The sequence below is a fragment of the Paenibacillus sp. OV219 genome, assembly GCF_900110075.1.
Classification (GTDB): Bacteria; Bacillota; Bacilli; order Paenibacillales; family Paenibacillaceae; genus Paenibacillus_Z.
Map to the genome: position 1 here is coordinate 250,446 of NZ_FOCJ01000007.1, position 16,037 is coordinate 266,482.

General features: G+C 53.5%; 14 protein-coding genes. 13 read left to right on the forward strand and 1 reads right to left on the reverse strand.

All coding sequences use genetic code 11. The annotated features are described in order from the left end of the window. The first annotated feature begins 11 nt into the window (after nucleotides 1-11). The 7 genes from BMY11_RS18800 (at nucleotide 12) to BMY11_RS18830 (ending at nucleotide 7,012) form a co-directional block, all read left to right on the forward strand. On the forward strand, nucleotides 12-1,805 hold the full coding sequence (locus BMY11_RS18800; protein ID WP_143069306.1) for an ABC transporter ATP-binding protein: 1,794 nt from the start codon (nucleotides 12-14) through the stop codon (nucleotides 1,803-1,805). A gap of 532 nt (nucleotides 1,806-2,337) precedes the next feature. Further along, nucleotides 2,338-2,550 carry a hypothetical protein gene (locus BMY11_RS18805; RefSeq protein WP_143069307.1) on the forward strand — a complete coding sequence of 71 codons (213 nt, stop codon included), beginning with the start codon at nucleotides 2,338-2,340 and terminating at the stop codon, nucleotides 2,548-2,550. A gap of 626 nt (nucleotides 2,551-3,176) precedes the next feature. Further along, nucleotides 3,177-4,157, forward strand: coding sequence for a phosphotransferase (locus tag BMY11_RS18810; RefSeq protein WP_090579540.1), 981 nt, complete (start codon nucleotides 3,177-3,179; stop codon nucleotides 4,155-4,157). Beyond that, complete coding sequence (locus tag BMY11_RS18815; RefSeq protein ID WP_090579541.1) at nucleotides 4,157-5,029, forward strand: SDR family oxidoreductase; 873 nt, start codon at nucleotides 4,157-4,159, stop codon at nucleotides 5,027-5,029. The genes BMY11_RS18810 and BMY11_RS18815 overlap by 1 nt, the downstream gene beginning before the upstream one ends. Nucleotides 5,030-5,048: 19 nt before the next feature. Then, nucleotides 5,049-6,089: a S66 family peptidase gene (locus tag BMY11_RS18820; protein ID WP_090579968.1), complete on the forward strand. Its 1,041-nt coding sequence runs from the start codon at nucleotides 5,049-5,051 to the stop codon at nucleotides 6,087-6,089. 27 nt (nucleotides 6,090-6,116) lie between these two features. Continuing rightward, nucleotides 6,117-6,554 carry an NUDIX hydrolase gene (locus BMY11_RS18825; RefSeq protein ID WP_090579544.1) on the forward strand — a complete coding sequence of 146 codons (438 nt, stop codon included), beginning with the start codon at nucleotides 6,117-6,119 and terminating at the stop codon, nucleotides 6,552-6,554. Nucleotides 6,555-6,736: 182 nt separating this feature from the next. Then, complete coding sequence (locus BMY11_RS18830) at nucleotides 6,737-7,012, forward strand: hypothetical protein (RefSeq protein ID WP_090579546.1); 276 nt, start codon at nucleotides 6,737-6,739, stop codon at nucleotides 7,010-7,012. A 76-nt stretch (nucleotides 7,013-7,088) separates the two neighbouring features. Here the strand turns inward: BMY11_RS18830 and BMY11_RS18835 are convergent, their stop codons facing one another. Next, a complete protein-coding gene (locus BMY11_RS18835) occupies nucleotides 7,089-8,105 on the reverse strand; it encodes an LLM class flavin-dependent oxidoreductase (protein WP_090579549.1) in 1,017 nt (338 codons plus the stop codon). Between the two features lie 214 nt (nucleotides 8,106-8,319). Between BMY11_RS18835 and BMY11_RS18840 the strand changes: the two genes are divergently transcribed. The 6 genes from BMY11_RS18840 to BMY11_RS18865 all read left to right on the forward strand — a co-directional run bounded on the left by BMY11_RS18840 (nucleotide 8,320) and on the right by BMY11_RS18865 (nucleotide 16,029). Further along, nucleotides 8,320-9,126, forward strand: a complete 807-nt coding sequence (locus BMY11_RS18840; RefSeq protein ID WP_177182710.1) for an AraC family transcriptional regulator — start codon at nucleotides 8,320-8,322, stop codon at nucleotides 9,124-9,126. A 220-nt stretch (nucleotides 9,127-9,346) separates the two neighbouring features. Continuing rightward, nucleotides 9,347-10,678 (forward strand): ABC transporter substrate-binding protein, encoded by a 1,332-nt coding sequence (locus BMY11_RS18845; protein ID WP_090579554.1) that lies wholly within the window; start codon nucleotides 9,347-9,349, stop codon nucleotides 10,676-10,678. A gap of 12 nt (nucleotides 10,679-10,690) precedes the next feature. Beyond that, complete coding sequence (locus BMY11_RS18850; RefSeq protein ID WP_090579557.1) at nucleotides 10,691-11,578, forward strand: carbohydrate ABC transporter permease; 888 nt, start codon at nucleotides 10,691-10,693, stop codon at nucleotides 11,576-11,578. 12 nt (nucleotides 11,579-11,590) lie between these two features. Beyond that, the gene (locus BMY11_RS18855; protein WP_090579559.1) at nucleotides 11,591-12,475 is read left to right on the forward strand and encodes a carbohydrate ABC transporter permease; all 885 of its coding nucleotides are present in this window, start codon (nucleotides 11,591-11,593) and stop codon (nucleotides 12,473-12,475) included. A gap of 268 nt (nucleotides 12,476-12,743) precedes the next feature. Beyond that, complete coding sequence (locus BMY11_RS18860) at nucleotides 12,744-14,423, forward strand: sensor histidine kinase (protein ID WP_256217642.1); 1,680 nt, start codon at nucleotides 12,744-12,746, stop codon at nucleotides 14,421-14,423. Next, nucleotides 14,398-16,029: a response regulator transcription factor gene (locus BMY11_RS18865; protein WP_090579565.1), complete on the forward strand. Its 1,632-nt coding sequence runs from the start codon at nucleotides 14,398-14,400 to the stop codon at nucleotides 16,027-16,029. Before BMY11_RS18860 ends, BMY11_RS18865 begins: the two co-directional genes overlap by 26 nt. The last annotated feature ends 8 nt before the right edge of the window (nucleotides 16,030-16,037 follow it).

The window sequence follows — 16,037 nt, forward strand, 5'->3', positions numbered from 1 at the left end:
AGGAGGTAGCTATGAACCAATCGACGACGAGACGGCTGCTTGGCTACGCGCTCGTCTACAAGTACCGGATTATCGCAGCGCTGCTCATCCTATGCTGTGCGGTTGGCGCGGAGCTTGGCGGCCCTTTTATAACGAAGACGATAATCGATAAGCATCTCTCGCTCAAGGAGAACGATTTGCCAGCTGTACTGCGTTTGCTCGGGCTTTACCTCGGGCTGCTGGTTACGGCAGGGATTTGCAACTTCACACAATCCTATCTGCTGCAAGTAACAGCGCTGCGGATTATTAAGAACATGCGGATGGATTTGATGCGCCATATCGGGCGAATTCCTTTGCGCTATTTTGACAATACGCCGATTGGACAGGTCGTGTCACGCATTGCGAACGATACGGAAGCGGTGCGCGATCTGTTCATGAGCTTCATGGCGACGTTCGTGGTGAGCGTCGTGCAGCTAACGGGCATATTCACAGCGCTGTTCATCCTCGACGCGCGGCTCGCGATGTTCGCTCTCCTGTTGCCGCCGCTGTTTGCAGTCATCATGTACATCCACTTGAAATATTCGAAAGTTTTCATCACGATCATGCGCGCACGTCTAAGTGACATGAATGCGATGATCAATGAGTCTATCGTCGTCATGCCGATCATCCAAGCGTTCCGGCGCGAAAAGATAACGCTGGATGAGTTCGAGGTACTGAACGAGGACCGTTACGTGAATCAAGTGAAGCAGTTCCGCGTGTTCTCATTGTCTTCGCGGAATATCGTCGGCACGATCGGCAGCTTGGTGACAGCCGGTGTTGTGTGGTATTTCGGGGGTCAGTCTCTGGGGACGGGGATTGAGTACGGCGTATTCTATGCGTTTATTGATTATTTAGGGCGGATTTTCATCCCGATTATCGGCATCTTCGATCAGCTTACGAATGCTCAGCGGGCCTTCGTCTCAGCGGAGAAGGTATTCGCCATTATGGATTTGGAAGGCTCAGAGGTAGATGACGCTGCAGGCGAAGGACGTCCAGAGGGCGTAGTGAAGTTCGACGGCGTTACGTTCGCGTATAAGGAAGGCGAGAACGTGCTGAAGAACATTTCGTTCGAAGCACGCAAAGGGGAGACGTTAGCGCTGGTCGGCCATACCGGCTCAGGCAAAAGCTCCGTCATGAACCTGCTGCTCGGCTTCTATGAGCCGCAGCAAGGGGTGATTTCGATTGACGGCCGCGATATTCGCGGTTTGTCGAAGCAGGCTTTGCGCAAGCACATGGGCATCGTGCTGCAGGATCCGTTCTTGTTCGCAGGCGACATTAAGTTCAATGTCAGCCTGTACAACAAGGACATTACGCTAGAGCGCGTGAAGAGCGCGCTGCGTGATGTTGGTGCAGCTTCTTTCGTCGAGCAGCTGCCTGGCGGCTATGACGAGAAGGTGGTAGAGCGCGGCAACACGTTGTCGAGCGGGCAGCGGCAGCTGATTTCTTTTGCGAGGGCGCTGGCGTTCGACCCGAGCATACTCATCCTCGATGAGGCGACGGCGAGCATCGACAGCGAGACGGAGGGCCTCATCCAGCAGGCGCTGAAGGTCGTCAGCGAAGGCCGGACGACGCTCGTCATCGCGCACCGGCTCTCGACGATCCGCGAGGCCGATCAGATTCTCGTCCTGCACCGCGGCGAGATCGTCGAACGCGGCAACCATCGCGAGCTAATGGCGCTGCAAGGCCGGTACTATAAGATGTACCAGCTGCAGACCGGCGAAGGTCATGCAGCTGCTGCGCCGGGCAGCGGCGGCGCGGTCGCAGCGTCGGCGGGGCCGACGGTGTAGCGGGTTGGATTTGGGGTTGGAGTTGGAGGGAGCAACGGGAGAATCCGTTGCTCCTTTTTTTGTTCGCCGCCGAGATCGGGGCGGCGGTCGAGGAGTTGTGAAAGAAGCTGGTTTGGTGGACGAGAGTGGCAGGAGAGGCACGCATTACTCCGCAAAAAGGATGAAGCTAGCAAAGTAACCAAAGAGAAGTAGAAGGTACCTTCCGTAGGTGGAGTTTCGGCAAAAAAGTAGAAGGAGGGGGAGTAGGTACTCTACATAGGTGGAGTTGCGGCGGAAAAGTAGAAAGAGGAGTAGTAGGTACCCTACATAGGTGGAATTGCAGCGGAAAAGTGAAAAGAGGTTGAGTAGGTACTCTACATAGATGGAAATGCGAGCGAAATGGTGAAAGAGGGGTAGCAGTAACTCTACATTGGTGGAAATACGAGCGAAATGGTGAAAGAAGCTGGTCTGGTGGACTACATTAGAGTAAATGTGGGTGGATTGTGTTGATGTAGCTGGTTTGGTGGACTACATAGGTGGAAATACGAGCGAAATGGTGAAAGAAGCTGGTCTGGTGGACTACATTGGTGGAAATACGGGCGAAATGGTGAAAGAAGGTGGTCTGGTGGACTACATAGGTGAAAATACGAGCGAAATGGTGAAAGAAGCTGGTCTGGTGGACTACATAGGTGGAAATCCGAGCGAAATGGTGAAAGAAGTTGGTTTGGTGGACTACATTAGGGTAAATGTGGGTGGATTGTGTTAATGTAGCTGGTTTGGTGGACTACATAGGTGGAAATACGAGCGAAATGGTGAAAGAAGCTGGTCTGGTGGACTACATCAGAGTAAATGTGGGTGGATTGTGTTGATGTAGCTGGTTTGGTGGACTACATGGAAGTTCGAGAGTGGCAGGAGAGGCACGCACTACCCTGCATAAAGGATGAAGCTAGTATAGTAACACATCAGCGGAAATGGGGCGTAAACGGAGAAAGAGTATCCCCCAGCGATACAAATTGGCGTAGGCGAGGAGAGGAGGTGATATGAGCGGCCTGCCAAGCTAGGTTGGTTTAGGCCGTGCACTCCAGCTGCCGCAGTAATCGGTAGCTGCTCACTGCAAGTGGAGGTTTTGCAAGGTCGCGGGGGTAAAGGGATGCGTAGAGTAGCGCCGACCGTTTCGAACGAGAGTGACTTTGGTACGAAGTATCACGGGAACGATCGTCGAAACGGACGGAACGGAGCGAAGTCATCCCGGTCCGCGGCGAGTGGCACCATAAACCGGAGCCGTAGCGGAGTCTTCCCTTTATTTTCCCGCGATGAGGCAACCCAAACCGAAGCCAAATCATGTAGAATGGTCTTATTGGATAAAGTTTCCTGAGTGGGAGGCGACTCGTTATGAAGGAACTTATTTTGCCGGACGGCACGCTGGATGTGAGCCGCATATGGCGCAGAGAAACATTATACACGGGGATGAACGGTAAAAACGTAGAGAGAGTCTACCTTACGCCGGAGCACACCGTGATCTATAAACCGCTCACGAATGAGAGCCAGCTCGGGCAGGAGGGCTGGGTATATGAGCATATTTTGCAGGGAATGACTTTTCCGCCGATCTACCCGCAGCTGCTTGCTGCTTCGGGAGCAGCTACAGGAGAGCAAAGCTGGCAGCTGTTCGAGGACTTAGGCACGCTTACGCACAATTTCGAGGAGGAGACGGCGCTTGAGCTGATCGACCATATCGCTTGGTGGCATTCGCTCCCCGTCCAACATCTAAGTAGGCAGCCACTGCTTGGCCCGAAGCCGCATATGGAGGACATCGCTGAGCAGGTGCTGAACAGGCGAAATGAACTAACGGAAACATTAGTAGCCAGATTCATAGCGCCGCAATCCATGATCGAACAGCTAGACGCACTTACCGGGCGAAGCTCGCTGACAACCTACTGGGCGAGTGACGTACTGTCTCACGGTGATCTCCACCTGGGCAACTACGCACGTGTACAAGGCATCGTCCGCGTGCTCGATTGGGAGCATGTCCATCTGAACAACCGCTATTGGGACGTATACCACGTGATTGATTTGTCGCATCCTAATTTTCCGAAAATAATGAGTATCCCCGTACGCGAACGTTTGCTGAACCGCTACCTGAAGCAAGCTGCTGAGCAAGGCGTACAGCTGAACGCACAACCATTCAAGCAAGGCTACTATTTATTCACCGCACTATTCTCGCTATGGATGCTGCTATTGATCGCCGGCGACCTGAAGCGGCTAGCAGGTGTTGATGGTAAATGGACGATCCGGCAAGTGGAGGCGCAGCTGGAGGAAACGCTAGAAAGCTTATCGCAATGCGTTCAACTACTCAATGAACAGGAGTTGGCCTAATGTTAGCGAACAACAGCCACACGCAGCGAATTGCGCTAGTAACAGGAGCGAGTGGAGGGATGGGGCTCGCGACCGCTGCGCTCCTTGCTGCCGAGCATGGCATGAAGGTCTACCTACTAGCTCGAAACGAGGAAAAGGGACAGGCTGCAGTGGATGAGGTCAACCGAAAGTCCGGGCGGCAGGATGCCGAACTGCTGCTGTGCGACCTTGCTTCTCTGGCAAGCATCCGAGCCGCGGCTGCGGAGCTTGCTGGCCGAACAAGCCGCCTCGATGTGCTCGTCAACAATGCAGGCATTATTACGCTGAAGCGGGAAGAGACGTCAGATGGCTTCGAGCGGCAGCTTGGCGTAAACCATCTGGGTCATTTTTTGCTGACAGGGCTCCTGCTGCCACTGCTGCGGCAAAGCGATTCGGCGCGAATTATCAATGTGTCGTCCGGTGCGCATAAGATTGGGAAGATGAATTATGAGGACCCGGGGATGAAGAAGGATTTTGCGGTATGGCGGGCTTACAGCAGGTCGAAGCTGGCGAATATTTGGTTCGCCAAGGAGCTCGCACGGCGTCTGCAAGGGACGGGGATTCCGGTCTATGCGCTCCACCCCGGCGCCGTCTCCACCGATATCGGCGTGAATCGGACGACCGGCTTTGGCAGGCTTGTCCATAAGCTCATGCGACCGTTTTTCCAGACGGCAGAGGAGGGTTCTGCGACGGCGGTGTATCTAGCCAGTTCGGCGCAAGTCAGCGGGAAGACTGGTGATTATTTCTATAAGAAACAACCGATTGCAGTGACGGAGCTCGCTAATTCTGCTGAGGAGGCAGGTCGATTCTGGAGCTGGAGCGAGGGAGTAGTTGGATTCCGGTACGATATTTAACGGCGAGGAGCGATCTGCGATGAGTAAGATTCAATATCCGCGGCTGCAGTACAATGCGACAATCGGCGTAACCGCGCCTTCCTCCGGGGTGGATGCGAGTAGGTATCATTGGCTGGAGCAGGCTCGTGAACGGCTAGGCTTAAGTGGTTTGCAGGTTCGATTCGGAGACACGGTGTGGACGCAAAATAAAGCAAAGTCCGCGCCAGCCGCCAAGCGAGCACAAGAGTTTAATACGATGATCCAGGCAGCTGATATTGATCTGATCATTCCGCCATGGGGCGGCGAGCTGCTCATTGAACTCATAGACCAAGTGGAGTATGACAAGCTGCCATGCAAATGGGTGATGGGCTACTCGGACCTCAGCGTGCTGCTGCTTGCCATTACGCTGAAGACGGGCATTGCGACAGCGCATGGAACGAACATCGTTGACCTGCGCGGCGAGGGGACGGATGAGACGACTGCAATTTGGCGGTCTGTTCTATCGACAGGAGCGGGCGAGTCCGTCTTCCAGTATTCATCAAGACTCTATCAGAGAGAGTGGCCGATGGATAATGGCCCTAGTGTGTTCAAACTGACGGAGCCTACGGTGTGGCGCACGCTATTGCCAGGCGGTCAACAAGTCGAAGGCAAGCTTCAGCTGCAGGGTCGACTTCTTGGTGGCTGCATTGATGTGATTCGGCATTTAATCGGTACACCATATGGAGATGTAGCTGCCTTTAGGGAAGCTTACATCCCAGGGGAGAAGCTGCTGTGGTATCTCGAGAATTGCGAGCTGAACACGGCGGATGTGCGCAGGTCGCTCGTGCAGATGAAGCTGGCAGGGTGGTTCGACCATTGCTCCGGCATTATGTTCGGACGCAGCCCGGCGAATCGGCCGGTAGAGGATTATACGATTGAGGATGTCTACGCCGATCTGGCAGACGAGCTTGGCTTGCCAATTATCTACGATATCGACTGCGGGCATGTGCCGCCGCAGCTTACGTTAATCAATGGCGCTCTGGCTGAAGTGGAAGTAGACGTGCAAGCGGGGAGCGGAACGGTTAAGCAGTATTTTAGGTAAAGAGGACTCGCTCAAGGAGGGAAGCTAGTGCAAGGCTATAACTGTTTGATGATATACAATCCGGAGATGGATCGGCTGCTCATGTGCAAGAGGCTGAAGGAGCCGTACAAAGGATTGAGCAACCTCGTCGGCGGCAAAATCGAGCCTGGGGAAGCAGGAATGGACGCAGCTTATCGGGAGCTTGAAGAGGAGACGGGCGTTAGTGCGGCAGATATCGTGCTGCATCATATTATGGATTTCAAGTACTACTTGCAGGATTGCTACGTGGAGGTTTACGCAGGCAGATTGAAGCGCTCCGTCACCGTAGAGGGAGACGAGAACGAGCTGTATTGGTCTGATCTGGACCATGATTTCTTCGACATGTCTCTCTATGCGGGGGAAGGGAATATTGGGCACATGATTGAACAAGTGAATATGAGTAAGGCTCTTCTTCTGGAGGATGGCAAGACAGCGGGCAAGGGGTGAGCAGCCCAAGCGGTGGAGTAATCGAGAAGCTGAAGATATCAGAAAAAGGAAGAAAAAAGTCGATAATGTAAAATAATGTATGAAATAATTAGGTTTATTTGTTCTAATATGGGTACATAGACGGATATAAAGCGGCGCAATTTGCAGTCTATCTGCTCAATACCTATTAAGGAGCGACTAAATTGGAAGCAACGAATGTAAATTTTAACCAATATTTTGCAACTACCCCTCAACAGGGAGCTCCTGTGATCTCGGTCAAGGATTGGATGATAACGATGCTTCTGCTCGCTATACCATTAGTGAACATCGTTATGTTGTTCGTATGGGCATTCGGCGGCGGTGCGAATCCGTCCAAGGCTAACTATGCAAAGGCCGGCCTCATCTGGGCATTAATCGGCATTGTGTTCTATGTTGTTGTTATCGTTCTGATCTTCGGTGCACTGGCGAATATGTCATAACAGCTATCATAAAGAAAGAGGTACATTTCCCTGCATCTTCTCCGCAGGGAAATGTACCTCTTTTTCGTAATAAGCATTAAATGCTGCGCTGCATCCCAGCCGCTTCCGCGACAATCTCATACGACCGCAGACGCGTCTCATGGTCGTAAATCTGTGAAGTGACAATAAGCTCATCTGCCATCGTCTCGTGCAGAATTTCCTGCAGCCGCGCTTCTACGGTGCTCTTGCTGCCGGCGATTGCGTACTTGAACTTGGACTGCAGCGCGTCCCGTTCATGCGGCATCCACAGCTCATCCATGTTGTCGATCGGCGGCTTCAGCTTGCCGGGGTGGCCGCGGATGAGGCTGAGGAATTGCTGCTGCTGCGATGTCGCAAGGTAACGTGCTGCTGCATCCGTGTCGGCGGCGACGATGTTCACGCCGATCATAATATACGGCTTCGCCAGCGCCTCCGAAGGGCGGAAGGAGCTGCGGTATAGATGGATCGCTGGCATCAAGTACTCCGGCGCAAAATGGCTCGCGAACGAGAATGGCAACCCGAGCTCGCCGGCCAGCTTCGCGCTGAAACCGCTAGAGCCGAGCAGCCAAATTGGCACGTCGCTGCCTTCTCCCGGCGTTGCCCGCACGGGGCGATGGTCATCCGCCGGCGGGTGGAAGTAGGCGCGCAGCTCAGCGAGCAGCTCGGGGAATTCCTGCCCGTGCGTCGCGAGATCACGCCGCAGCGCGCGCGCTGTCGTCTGGTCGGAGCCCGGCGCGCGGCCAAGGCCGAGGTCGATGCGGCCCGGGTACATCGACTCCAAAGTGCCGAACTGCTCGGCGATGACAAGCGGCGCATGGTTCGGTAGCATTATGCCCCCGGAGCCGACGCGAATACGCTCCGTGCCGCCAGCCACGTAGCCGATGACTACGGAGGTGGCGGAGCTGGCGATGCCCGCCATATTGTGGTGCTCTGCCAGCCAGTAGCGATTGTAGCCTAACCGCTCGACGTGGCGCGCAAGCTCAAGCGTATTGCGGAATGCATCCGCCGGTGTTGCGCCTTCAATAACGGGCGCAAGGTCCAAGACGGAGAGTGGAACGTGTATGGGATCAGTCATAGGAATTCCTCCTGTAATAGAAGTTTAGTAAGAGACCAGTGCTCCAGTCGCAGCCAAAGTGTCAAAGAAAATCGAAAGAAGCAGAATGCTGTAATATCGCAATTTTAAACTGGAATTCTATTCCTTGACAATCGATTGCACATCTTTAAAATAGGTTAATAACTGCATGAATCTACCTCACGCCATCTATTCAATATCAGGGAGGACTTGGCAGATGAGCAGTACCATTGAAGACTTACTCATGGACAAAGCGAGTAGCGCAGATTGCGGTACAATCGTGTACTCGCCGGGCGGACAGTATGGTCCTCGCTATCAGCAGGATCTACAGCTTGTACTGCTTCACACCGGGCATCTGAACGTAACGATCGATGATACGAGCCATACGATAACCCCAGGCAATGTCGTGCTGCTAAAGCCAGGGCACCTCGAGTTTTTCGAGTTCGCCCATGACCAAGAGACTTGGCATCGCTGGATTAACGTCAGAGTTCCGGAGTTCACCGGGGAGTATGAGGAGCAGCTCAGCGATCTTCCGTTCATCATACCAATCTCGGCAGAGCTAAACAAGCTGACGGACCTGATGCTAGACATGAAGCCGGGCGCAACCACAGAGAGTCCGCAGATGCGCTGTATCGGGCTTGCCGCGCTCTATCAATTCTCTCACGAGCATAAGCGAGAGAACCGGGCAACAGGGTTACATGCATCGGTGGCGCAGGCCAAGAACGTTATTCACAATCGGTTCGCGGAGAGTTGGACCCTGAATGAGCTGGCGGAGCAGGTGAATGTTACTCCGGAGCACCTCATCCGGCTATTCCACACCCATGAGAATACAACTCCGATGAAATACTTATGGCATTATCGCGTTCGCCAAGCCGCCGAGATGCTGCAAACGACGAGCGATTCCGTTGCGGAAATCACGCTGCGGTGCGGCTTCAAGTCGCCGATTCATTTCTCCAGATGCTTGAAGCAGCGGACCGGTAAATCACCTACCGAGATTCGGAGAGAATCGTGGCAGCAGAAGTAAACGACCCCATATATGACTAAACGATACAGCCTATGCGCAACATGCGCGAGGTTGTATTTTTTTTGTGTGAAATTATGCAAAATTTGACGGATTTGCTCGGATCAATTCTGGTTCATTTTTCGTCAATTGGGAGGTATTGTCCACCTATCATACAGGTGTTATTCTTCTCTTCGTAAGTATAATGGCGCTTACATAGACGATCAGCTGTGGAGGGGTAGCCTTGAAAAAAGGGATTAGCTTGTTGGTAGCTCTAAGCTTCTTGACTTACTTGGTTGGTTGCAGTACGGATTCAGGCGGCAGCACGGCATCGCAGTCAGACAACAGCAGCTCAGACTCAGGCAGCAAAAAGACGATTACCCTATGGACGTTCGCTGACACGCACAAGCAGTATTACGATGAAATGAAAGCGAAGTACGAGAAGGATCACCCAGATGTGAATATCAAGATCGAATTGCTCGAGTATACGGCGCTCTATGATAAATACACCGTGATCGCGCAATCCGGCGGCAAAGGCGCACCGGACTTGATCGACGTCGAGCAGGGTGCGTTCCCGAGATATATTAAAGGCGATGTGCCTTTCGAGCCGCTAAACAGCTATCTCGAAACAGCGGACCTATCGGATGCGATTCCGAAGGGGCGTCTCGACCTTTACACAGTGAACAGCAATATCTATGGGATTGAAATTGCGGCCTGCGTATCCGCGCTGTACTACCGGAAGGACCTGTATGACGCTGCTGGCGTCGACGTCTCGAAGCTGAAGACGTGGAGCGAGTTCATGGAAGCGTCGAAGCCGCTGCTCGGCAAGGACAAATTCGTACTTAGCGGCTCGGAGAAGGATCAAGGCTTGTTCGAGCAGCTGCTTCGCCAAGAGGGCGGCGATATCGTAACGACGGACGGCAAGATTGGCTTCGACACGCCGACAGGCATCGATGTACTGAAGCGAATTAAGGATTGGAAGGAGCAAGGACTGCTGAGCAAGACTTCTCCGGAAGGTCCGCAGTTCTGGGAAGCGTACACAAAAGGCGAGTTCGTTGCAGCATTCGGCCCGGACTGGTGGGCAGGTCAGCTTGTTCAGAACTCCCCGGATCTCAGTGGCAAATGGGCTGCGGTACCGATGCCGCTGGGCGGACCTAGCTCCGTTCCGACTTCGGTTAACGGCGGCACGGGCCTTGCGCTCAGCAAGTTCAGCGCCAATAAAGACGCGGCTTGGGATTTCTTAAAGTATACGCATCTGGATACGGATAATATCGTTGACAGCTTCCACATCATCAACCTGTTCCCGGCGCTGACAAGCGCAACGAAGTCAGCAGACCTGCACAAGGAGAGCCCGACGACGAAGTACTTCGGCGGTCAGGACATTGCACAGCTGTACGCGGATCTAGGTACGCAAGCACCGAGCCAAAACCAAGCTTGGTGGCGTTCACTGGTCGGCAAAGCATGGGATAAATTCGAACCGGATTATCAGAATGGCAAAATGACGCCAGAGGAGTTCCTCGGCAAAGTAGATAAAGAGCTGCAAAGCCTCATTGACGCGGAACAAGCCAGAAAGTAAAGGGGAGCCCATATGAACTCTCACGCCTCAGCTCGCTGGAAACTGGCGCCGCTGCTCTTCATTAGTCCGTTCTTTATCGCTTACGCCGTCTTCGGGTTGTATCCGATTCTGTACGGATTTTGGCTGAGCTTAATGAAAGGGACGGATACGTATACTTTCGCAGGCTTCTCGAATTACATGTTCGTGCTGAAGGATGGATTCTTCTGGAAGGCGATGTGGAACGGCACGAAGCTTGCGCTCGGCAGCCTGCTTCTCATCCTTCCAGTTGCACTCGGCGCAGCGCTGCTGCTCAATCGTCCGTACATTGCGAAGAAGAAGGGGATGTTCGCCACCTTCTTCTTCACACCGAACATTACATCGGCGGTCGCTGTCGGCATCATCTTCAAGCTGCTGCTGGACCGGGACAGCGGCGTACTCAACAGCCTTCTCGACCTCATTGGCATATCGCCGATCGGCTGGTTGAAGGATGCGGCGTGGACGATTCCAGCACTCATCATTCTGTGCGCATGGAAGTACCTCGGCGTCAACATTCTGTTCTTCCTCGCGGGCTTGCAGAATGTACCGAATGAGCTGATCGAGGCTGCGAAGATTGACGGCGCTTCTCCTGCCCAGCGACTGTGGCATGTGACGATGCCGCTGCTTCGTCCGATTATGACTTTCATTGTGTTCCAATGTTTGCTTGGCTCCTACGGCATGTTCAGTGAGGCGTTCATTCTCGCAGGCAGCGGCTTCGGACCCGAGAACTCGCTGGTCTTTCCGACCTCCTACCTATATGATGAAGCCTTCCGGCGTCAAGATTTCACGTATTCATCAGCGCTCGGTTATGTATTCACGCTTATGATGCTCCTCATCGGCTTCATTCAGCTGAAGATGTTCAATCTTAAAAACCAGGATGAGTAGGAGGGGAGAGCGATGGAGAAATCAGCTTTAGCGGTCGGCAATCAGGTTGTTGTTTCGCAAGCGTCAACACCAATCTGGCGTGGAACTGGCCGTATCGTCGTGTATCTAGTCCTTATTCTCATGAGCCTCTTATTCCTGGCCCCCTTCCTGTTTATGATTGGAACGGCTTTTAAGCGATACGAGGACATTGTAGGAGATCCGCTCAATCCATTGCCGCTTCATCCATCACTTGCGAACTTCAGCCATTTGTTCGACAAGCTGCCGTTCTTCGCGATGCTGGGCAACAGCTTAATTATCGCGGTCTCGCTGACGGCGCTGGCGATTATATTTAACGCGCTGGTGGCGTACGGGTTCTCGCGGTATGATTTTAAATTCAAGCACGGACTGTTCGTCTGCATGCTGGCAACGATGATGATTCCAGGGCAAATTACACTCGTTCCGTCGTTCGTCATGTTCCGCTCCTTCGGCATGCTGGACACCTTCTGGCCACTCATTCTTCCCGGAGCTGTCGGCGCCTTCGGCGTGTTCCTCATCAGGCAGGTAATGGTCGCCATTCCGAAGGAAATCTACGACAGCGCGAAGATCGACGGCTGCTCGGAGCTCGGGACCTTCTTCCGGATCGCCCTTCCGCTTAGTGGCAGTGCTGTCGGCATCGTCGGACTGCTGACCTTCATGGGAGCCTGGAATGATTACTTGGGACCACTCATTTACTTAAGCTCCGGCTCGAAAATGACGCTGGCGGTCGGCCTGACGACGATGGTGAATCCTTACAAGATTGATTATGCTTCGCCAATTACAGGCGCACTGCTTATGTCAGTTCCCGTGCTCGTATTGCTTAGTATTATCGGGCACAAATATTTCGTGGACGGATTGACGGCAGGCTCGATTAAAGGGTAACGGGAATAAAGGGTAACAAAGGTATCGCAAATAAAGGAGACGCCAAGGGGCTGAACACCCCGACAAGCGCCTCCTTTTTCCATTTCCTTGCCTGTATTTCACTCACTAATAATGCTATATTTGGAGAAAGTTACACGCAGAAATAATAGCGCCGGGGGGTGTCAACAAGCTGACTATCCTTAAACGTCTCGCGTCCCTTTCGATTCTGCCGAAGCTTGTCCTCACTTTCCTGGTTACCCTCACCCCACTGTACATCATCAGCTGGAAGATGAACGAGACCGGCTCCTCCCATGTCCAGAAAGAAATTACCGATTCGCTTGTCTCCCGCTCATCGCTCTATATGAATATGCTTGAGTTCGACCTCGACAGCGTCATCCGCCAGCTGCAGGAATACGTCAATGACGATGACTTGTTAAAGCTGACAAGCTCCTCTGAAGTGATGACCGAGATTGAGAAGATGCAGTCGCAGCTGCGCCTCAAGAGCCGGCTTGACTTGCTCAAACGTTCCAGTAAATTCGTGGAAAATGCAATCGCGTTCATCCCGGAGATGCATCGGACGATATCCGCCAATGCCAATGCAATCGGCAGCTTTGACGAGGAGCAGTTTGAGGCTTTGACGAAATCGACGAATCGGTTCGAGTCTCCTTTTCTACTGTGGAGGGATCGCATCTTCATTAGCATTCCGTATCCCGATCCCGCCGTCGCAAGCCGGCAAAGGCCCGTCTTCCTGCTAGCCGTTGAAATCTCTCGGCAAGAGCTCGGTATGATGCTGCAGGAGTTCACGAATGAAGGCGGACAAACAGTGCTGGTCGGCAATAAGCAGCCTTTTATCATTCGTGCTGGGACTGGCGAGGTCAATGAAGAGCTTATTGGTGATTTCCAGAGAGCGGGCACGGAGGCTGAGGAGTCGAAGGGCCTACGCTCGGTGACGTGGAATGACAAGTCCTACCTTGTCGTTACGAAGCATTCCTCCAGGCTCGATATGTCCCTGCTTATGTATGTGCCGGAAAGTAAAGTGAACGCCTCCCTGCAAGTGTACCGGTTCTGGTTCTACGTCTTATCCGCCATGTCAGTCTTCCTCGTGCTCTTGTTCTCCTACAGCATCTATCTCATCATTCATCAACCGCTCAAACGGCTTGTCCGCTCCTTCAGACGCATTGAACAAGGGCAATTCAATCTCGAAGTAAGCTATCCCCTTGCCGACGAATTCGGCTACTTATATGGGCAGTTCAACGGTATGGTCAAGCGGCTCGACGTGCTTGTTCACGAAGTGTACGAGCAGCAGTATCTCGCCCGGCTGGCGGAGCTGCGACATTTGCAGTCGCAAATTAATCCGCATTTTCTATATAACAGCTATTTCATTCTGTACCGGATGGCGCAGCAGCGAGATCACGACAATGTTATTTATTTCACGAAGCATCTGGGCGAATACTTCCAATACATCACCCGCGACGGCTCGGATGAAGTGCCGCTTGCAAGCGAAATTCATCATGCCCGCACCTATGCGGAAATTCAATCGATCCGGTTCGCGGAGCGGATTATGGTCGAGTTCGATGAAGTGCCGGAGGAGCTGCACAGCTTTCCAGTACCGCGATTGATCGTGCAGCCGATAATTGAGAATGCCTACAACCACGGTCTCGAGAATAAAAGAAAAGGCGGGCTCATCACCGTCAGCTTCCAGGACAAGCAAGGTACCACCCAGATTACCATAACCGACAACGGCGGCAATATGGATGAAGAGAAGCTGCGCGAGCTGCAAGCGAGCCTCCTAGATAAAGGTCCTTCCACCGAGCATACAGGGCTGCTTAATGTGCATAGGCGAATCATTATCAAATATGGCGGAGGCGGGCTCACGCTCGGCATTGGCGAAGAGCGTGGTCTTACGGTGACGATATCGATACCGAGAGAAACGAGGAACGAACATGAATCGCTTGCTCATAGTGGATGACGAGAAGTTTACTGTCGACGGATTGTACGAAATGATCGAGGATACGCCAGGGCTGGAGCTTGATCTGTACCGGGCATATTCCCCAGAGGAAGCGCTTGAGTGGCTGTCGCGGACGAAGATCGATATTGTGCTGAGCGACGTGCGAATGCCCGGCATGACGGGGCTTGAGCTGCAGCAGCGCATCGTGGCGCAATGGCCAAGATGCAAGATCATCTTCCTCACCGGCATTCATAATCTCGAGACGGCGCAGCTGGCTGTCCGTTCGGGCTCGATTGACTATATTCTGAAGACCGAAGGCGATGAAGCCATTATTCGCAGTATTCGAAAAGCGATCGACAGCCTCGAGGAGGAGTCTCAGAGCAGCCAGTTCATGCTGCAAGCGAAGGAGCGGATGAGCAGAGCGCTGCCGCTGCTTCACCGGGACTTCGTTATGTCGCTGCTTGAACTGCAGCCGGCCTTAGCCACAGCAGCGAAGCTGCAGGAGCTGCAGATTCCGCTGAGCAGCGAGCTGCCGGTCATCCCGCTTATCGGGCGGATCGACCAGTGGCGAGATGCAGGCTATCAGGATCAATCTCTATTACTCTATGCGGTGCAGAATATCGCATCCGAGTACTACGCATCCCAATCTTTCTTCACAGTAAGCCTCGACATGCATCACTTCATCTGCTTGATTCAGCCGGGCCCGGAGGCCGTGGCTGCATCTACATCTACTTCATCAATGTGGCGCGACACCGTCAGCTTCGTGCAGGGCACGATGCCCTCGATTCAGCAGACCTGCGAGAAGCTGCTGAAGCTGCCGGTCTCGCTTATTTGCGGTGCGGGAGCCGCCGCGTGGCAGCAGCTGCCGCGCGTATATGGGCAAATGCGCAAGCAGCTGCTTGTCGGACTCGGCTCCCGGGACCGGATGCTGCTCATTCAGGATCAGCAGCTCGAAGAGTTGGAGGCGCTCGAGCCGCAGCCTGCTCTCCCGCCGCTAAGGACAATAACGGCACAGCTGGAGCGGCTGATTGAAAATGGCGACCTTGCGGAATTCGCCGCAGTGGTCAAGCAGTATGCAGCATTGCCGACTCAGTATGCGGACTACGCGCTGGTGTACTATACGGTCGCGAGCGTGTTGCTCAGCCAGCTGATGCAAGGCAAGGCGCGCGAGGATGAAGCCGTGACGGCTATCGACATTGACGCGCTGATGAATCTTGCCGCACACAAGTCGCGGGATGCGGCGCTTCATTATTTGCTCAGCGCAGCCGGGGCTGTCTACGAGCGGCGTAGCACCATGCAATCCGAGCGGACGAATCAGCTGATCTGCAAGCTGCATCAGTACATCCGCAGCAATCTTGGCGGCGACTTGTCGCTTACGCGTCTCTCTGAGGTCGTTTACTTGAATCCAGCCTACTTGTCCGTCTTGTACAAGCAGCAGACGGGCCGTAATTTATCCGACTATATCGCGGAGCTGCGCCTCGATAAGGCGAAGGAGCTGCTGCTTGCCACACCGTTCAAAATCCACGAAATTGCTGATAAGATCGGCTTCGAGACATCGGGTTATTTTACAAGATTCTTCAAGAAGAGGCTGCAGATGACACCTCAGGAGTACCGGGCGAAGGAATAACCTGCAAG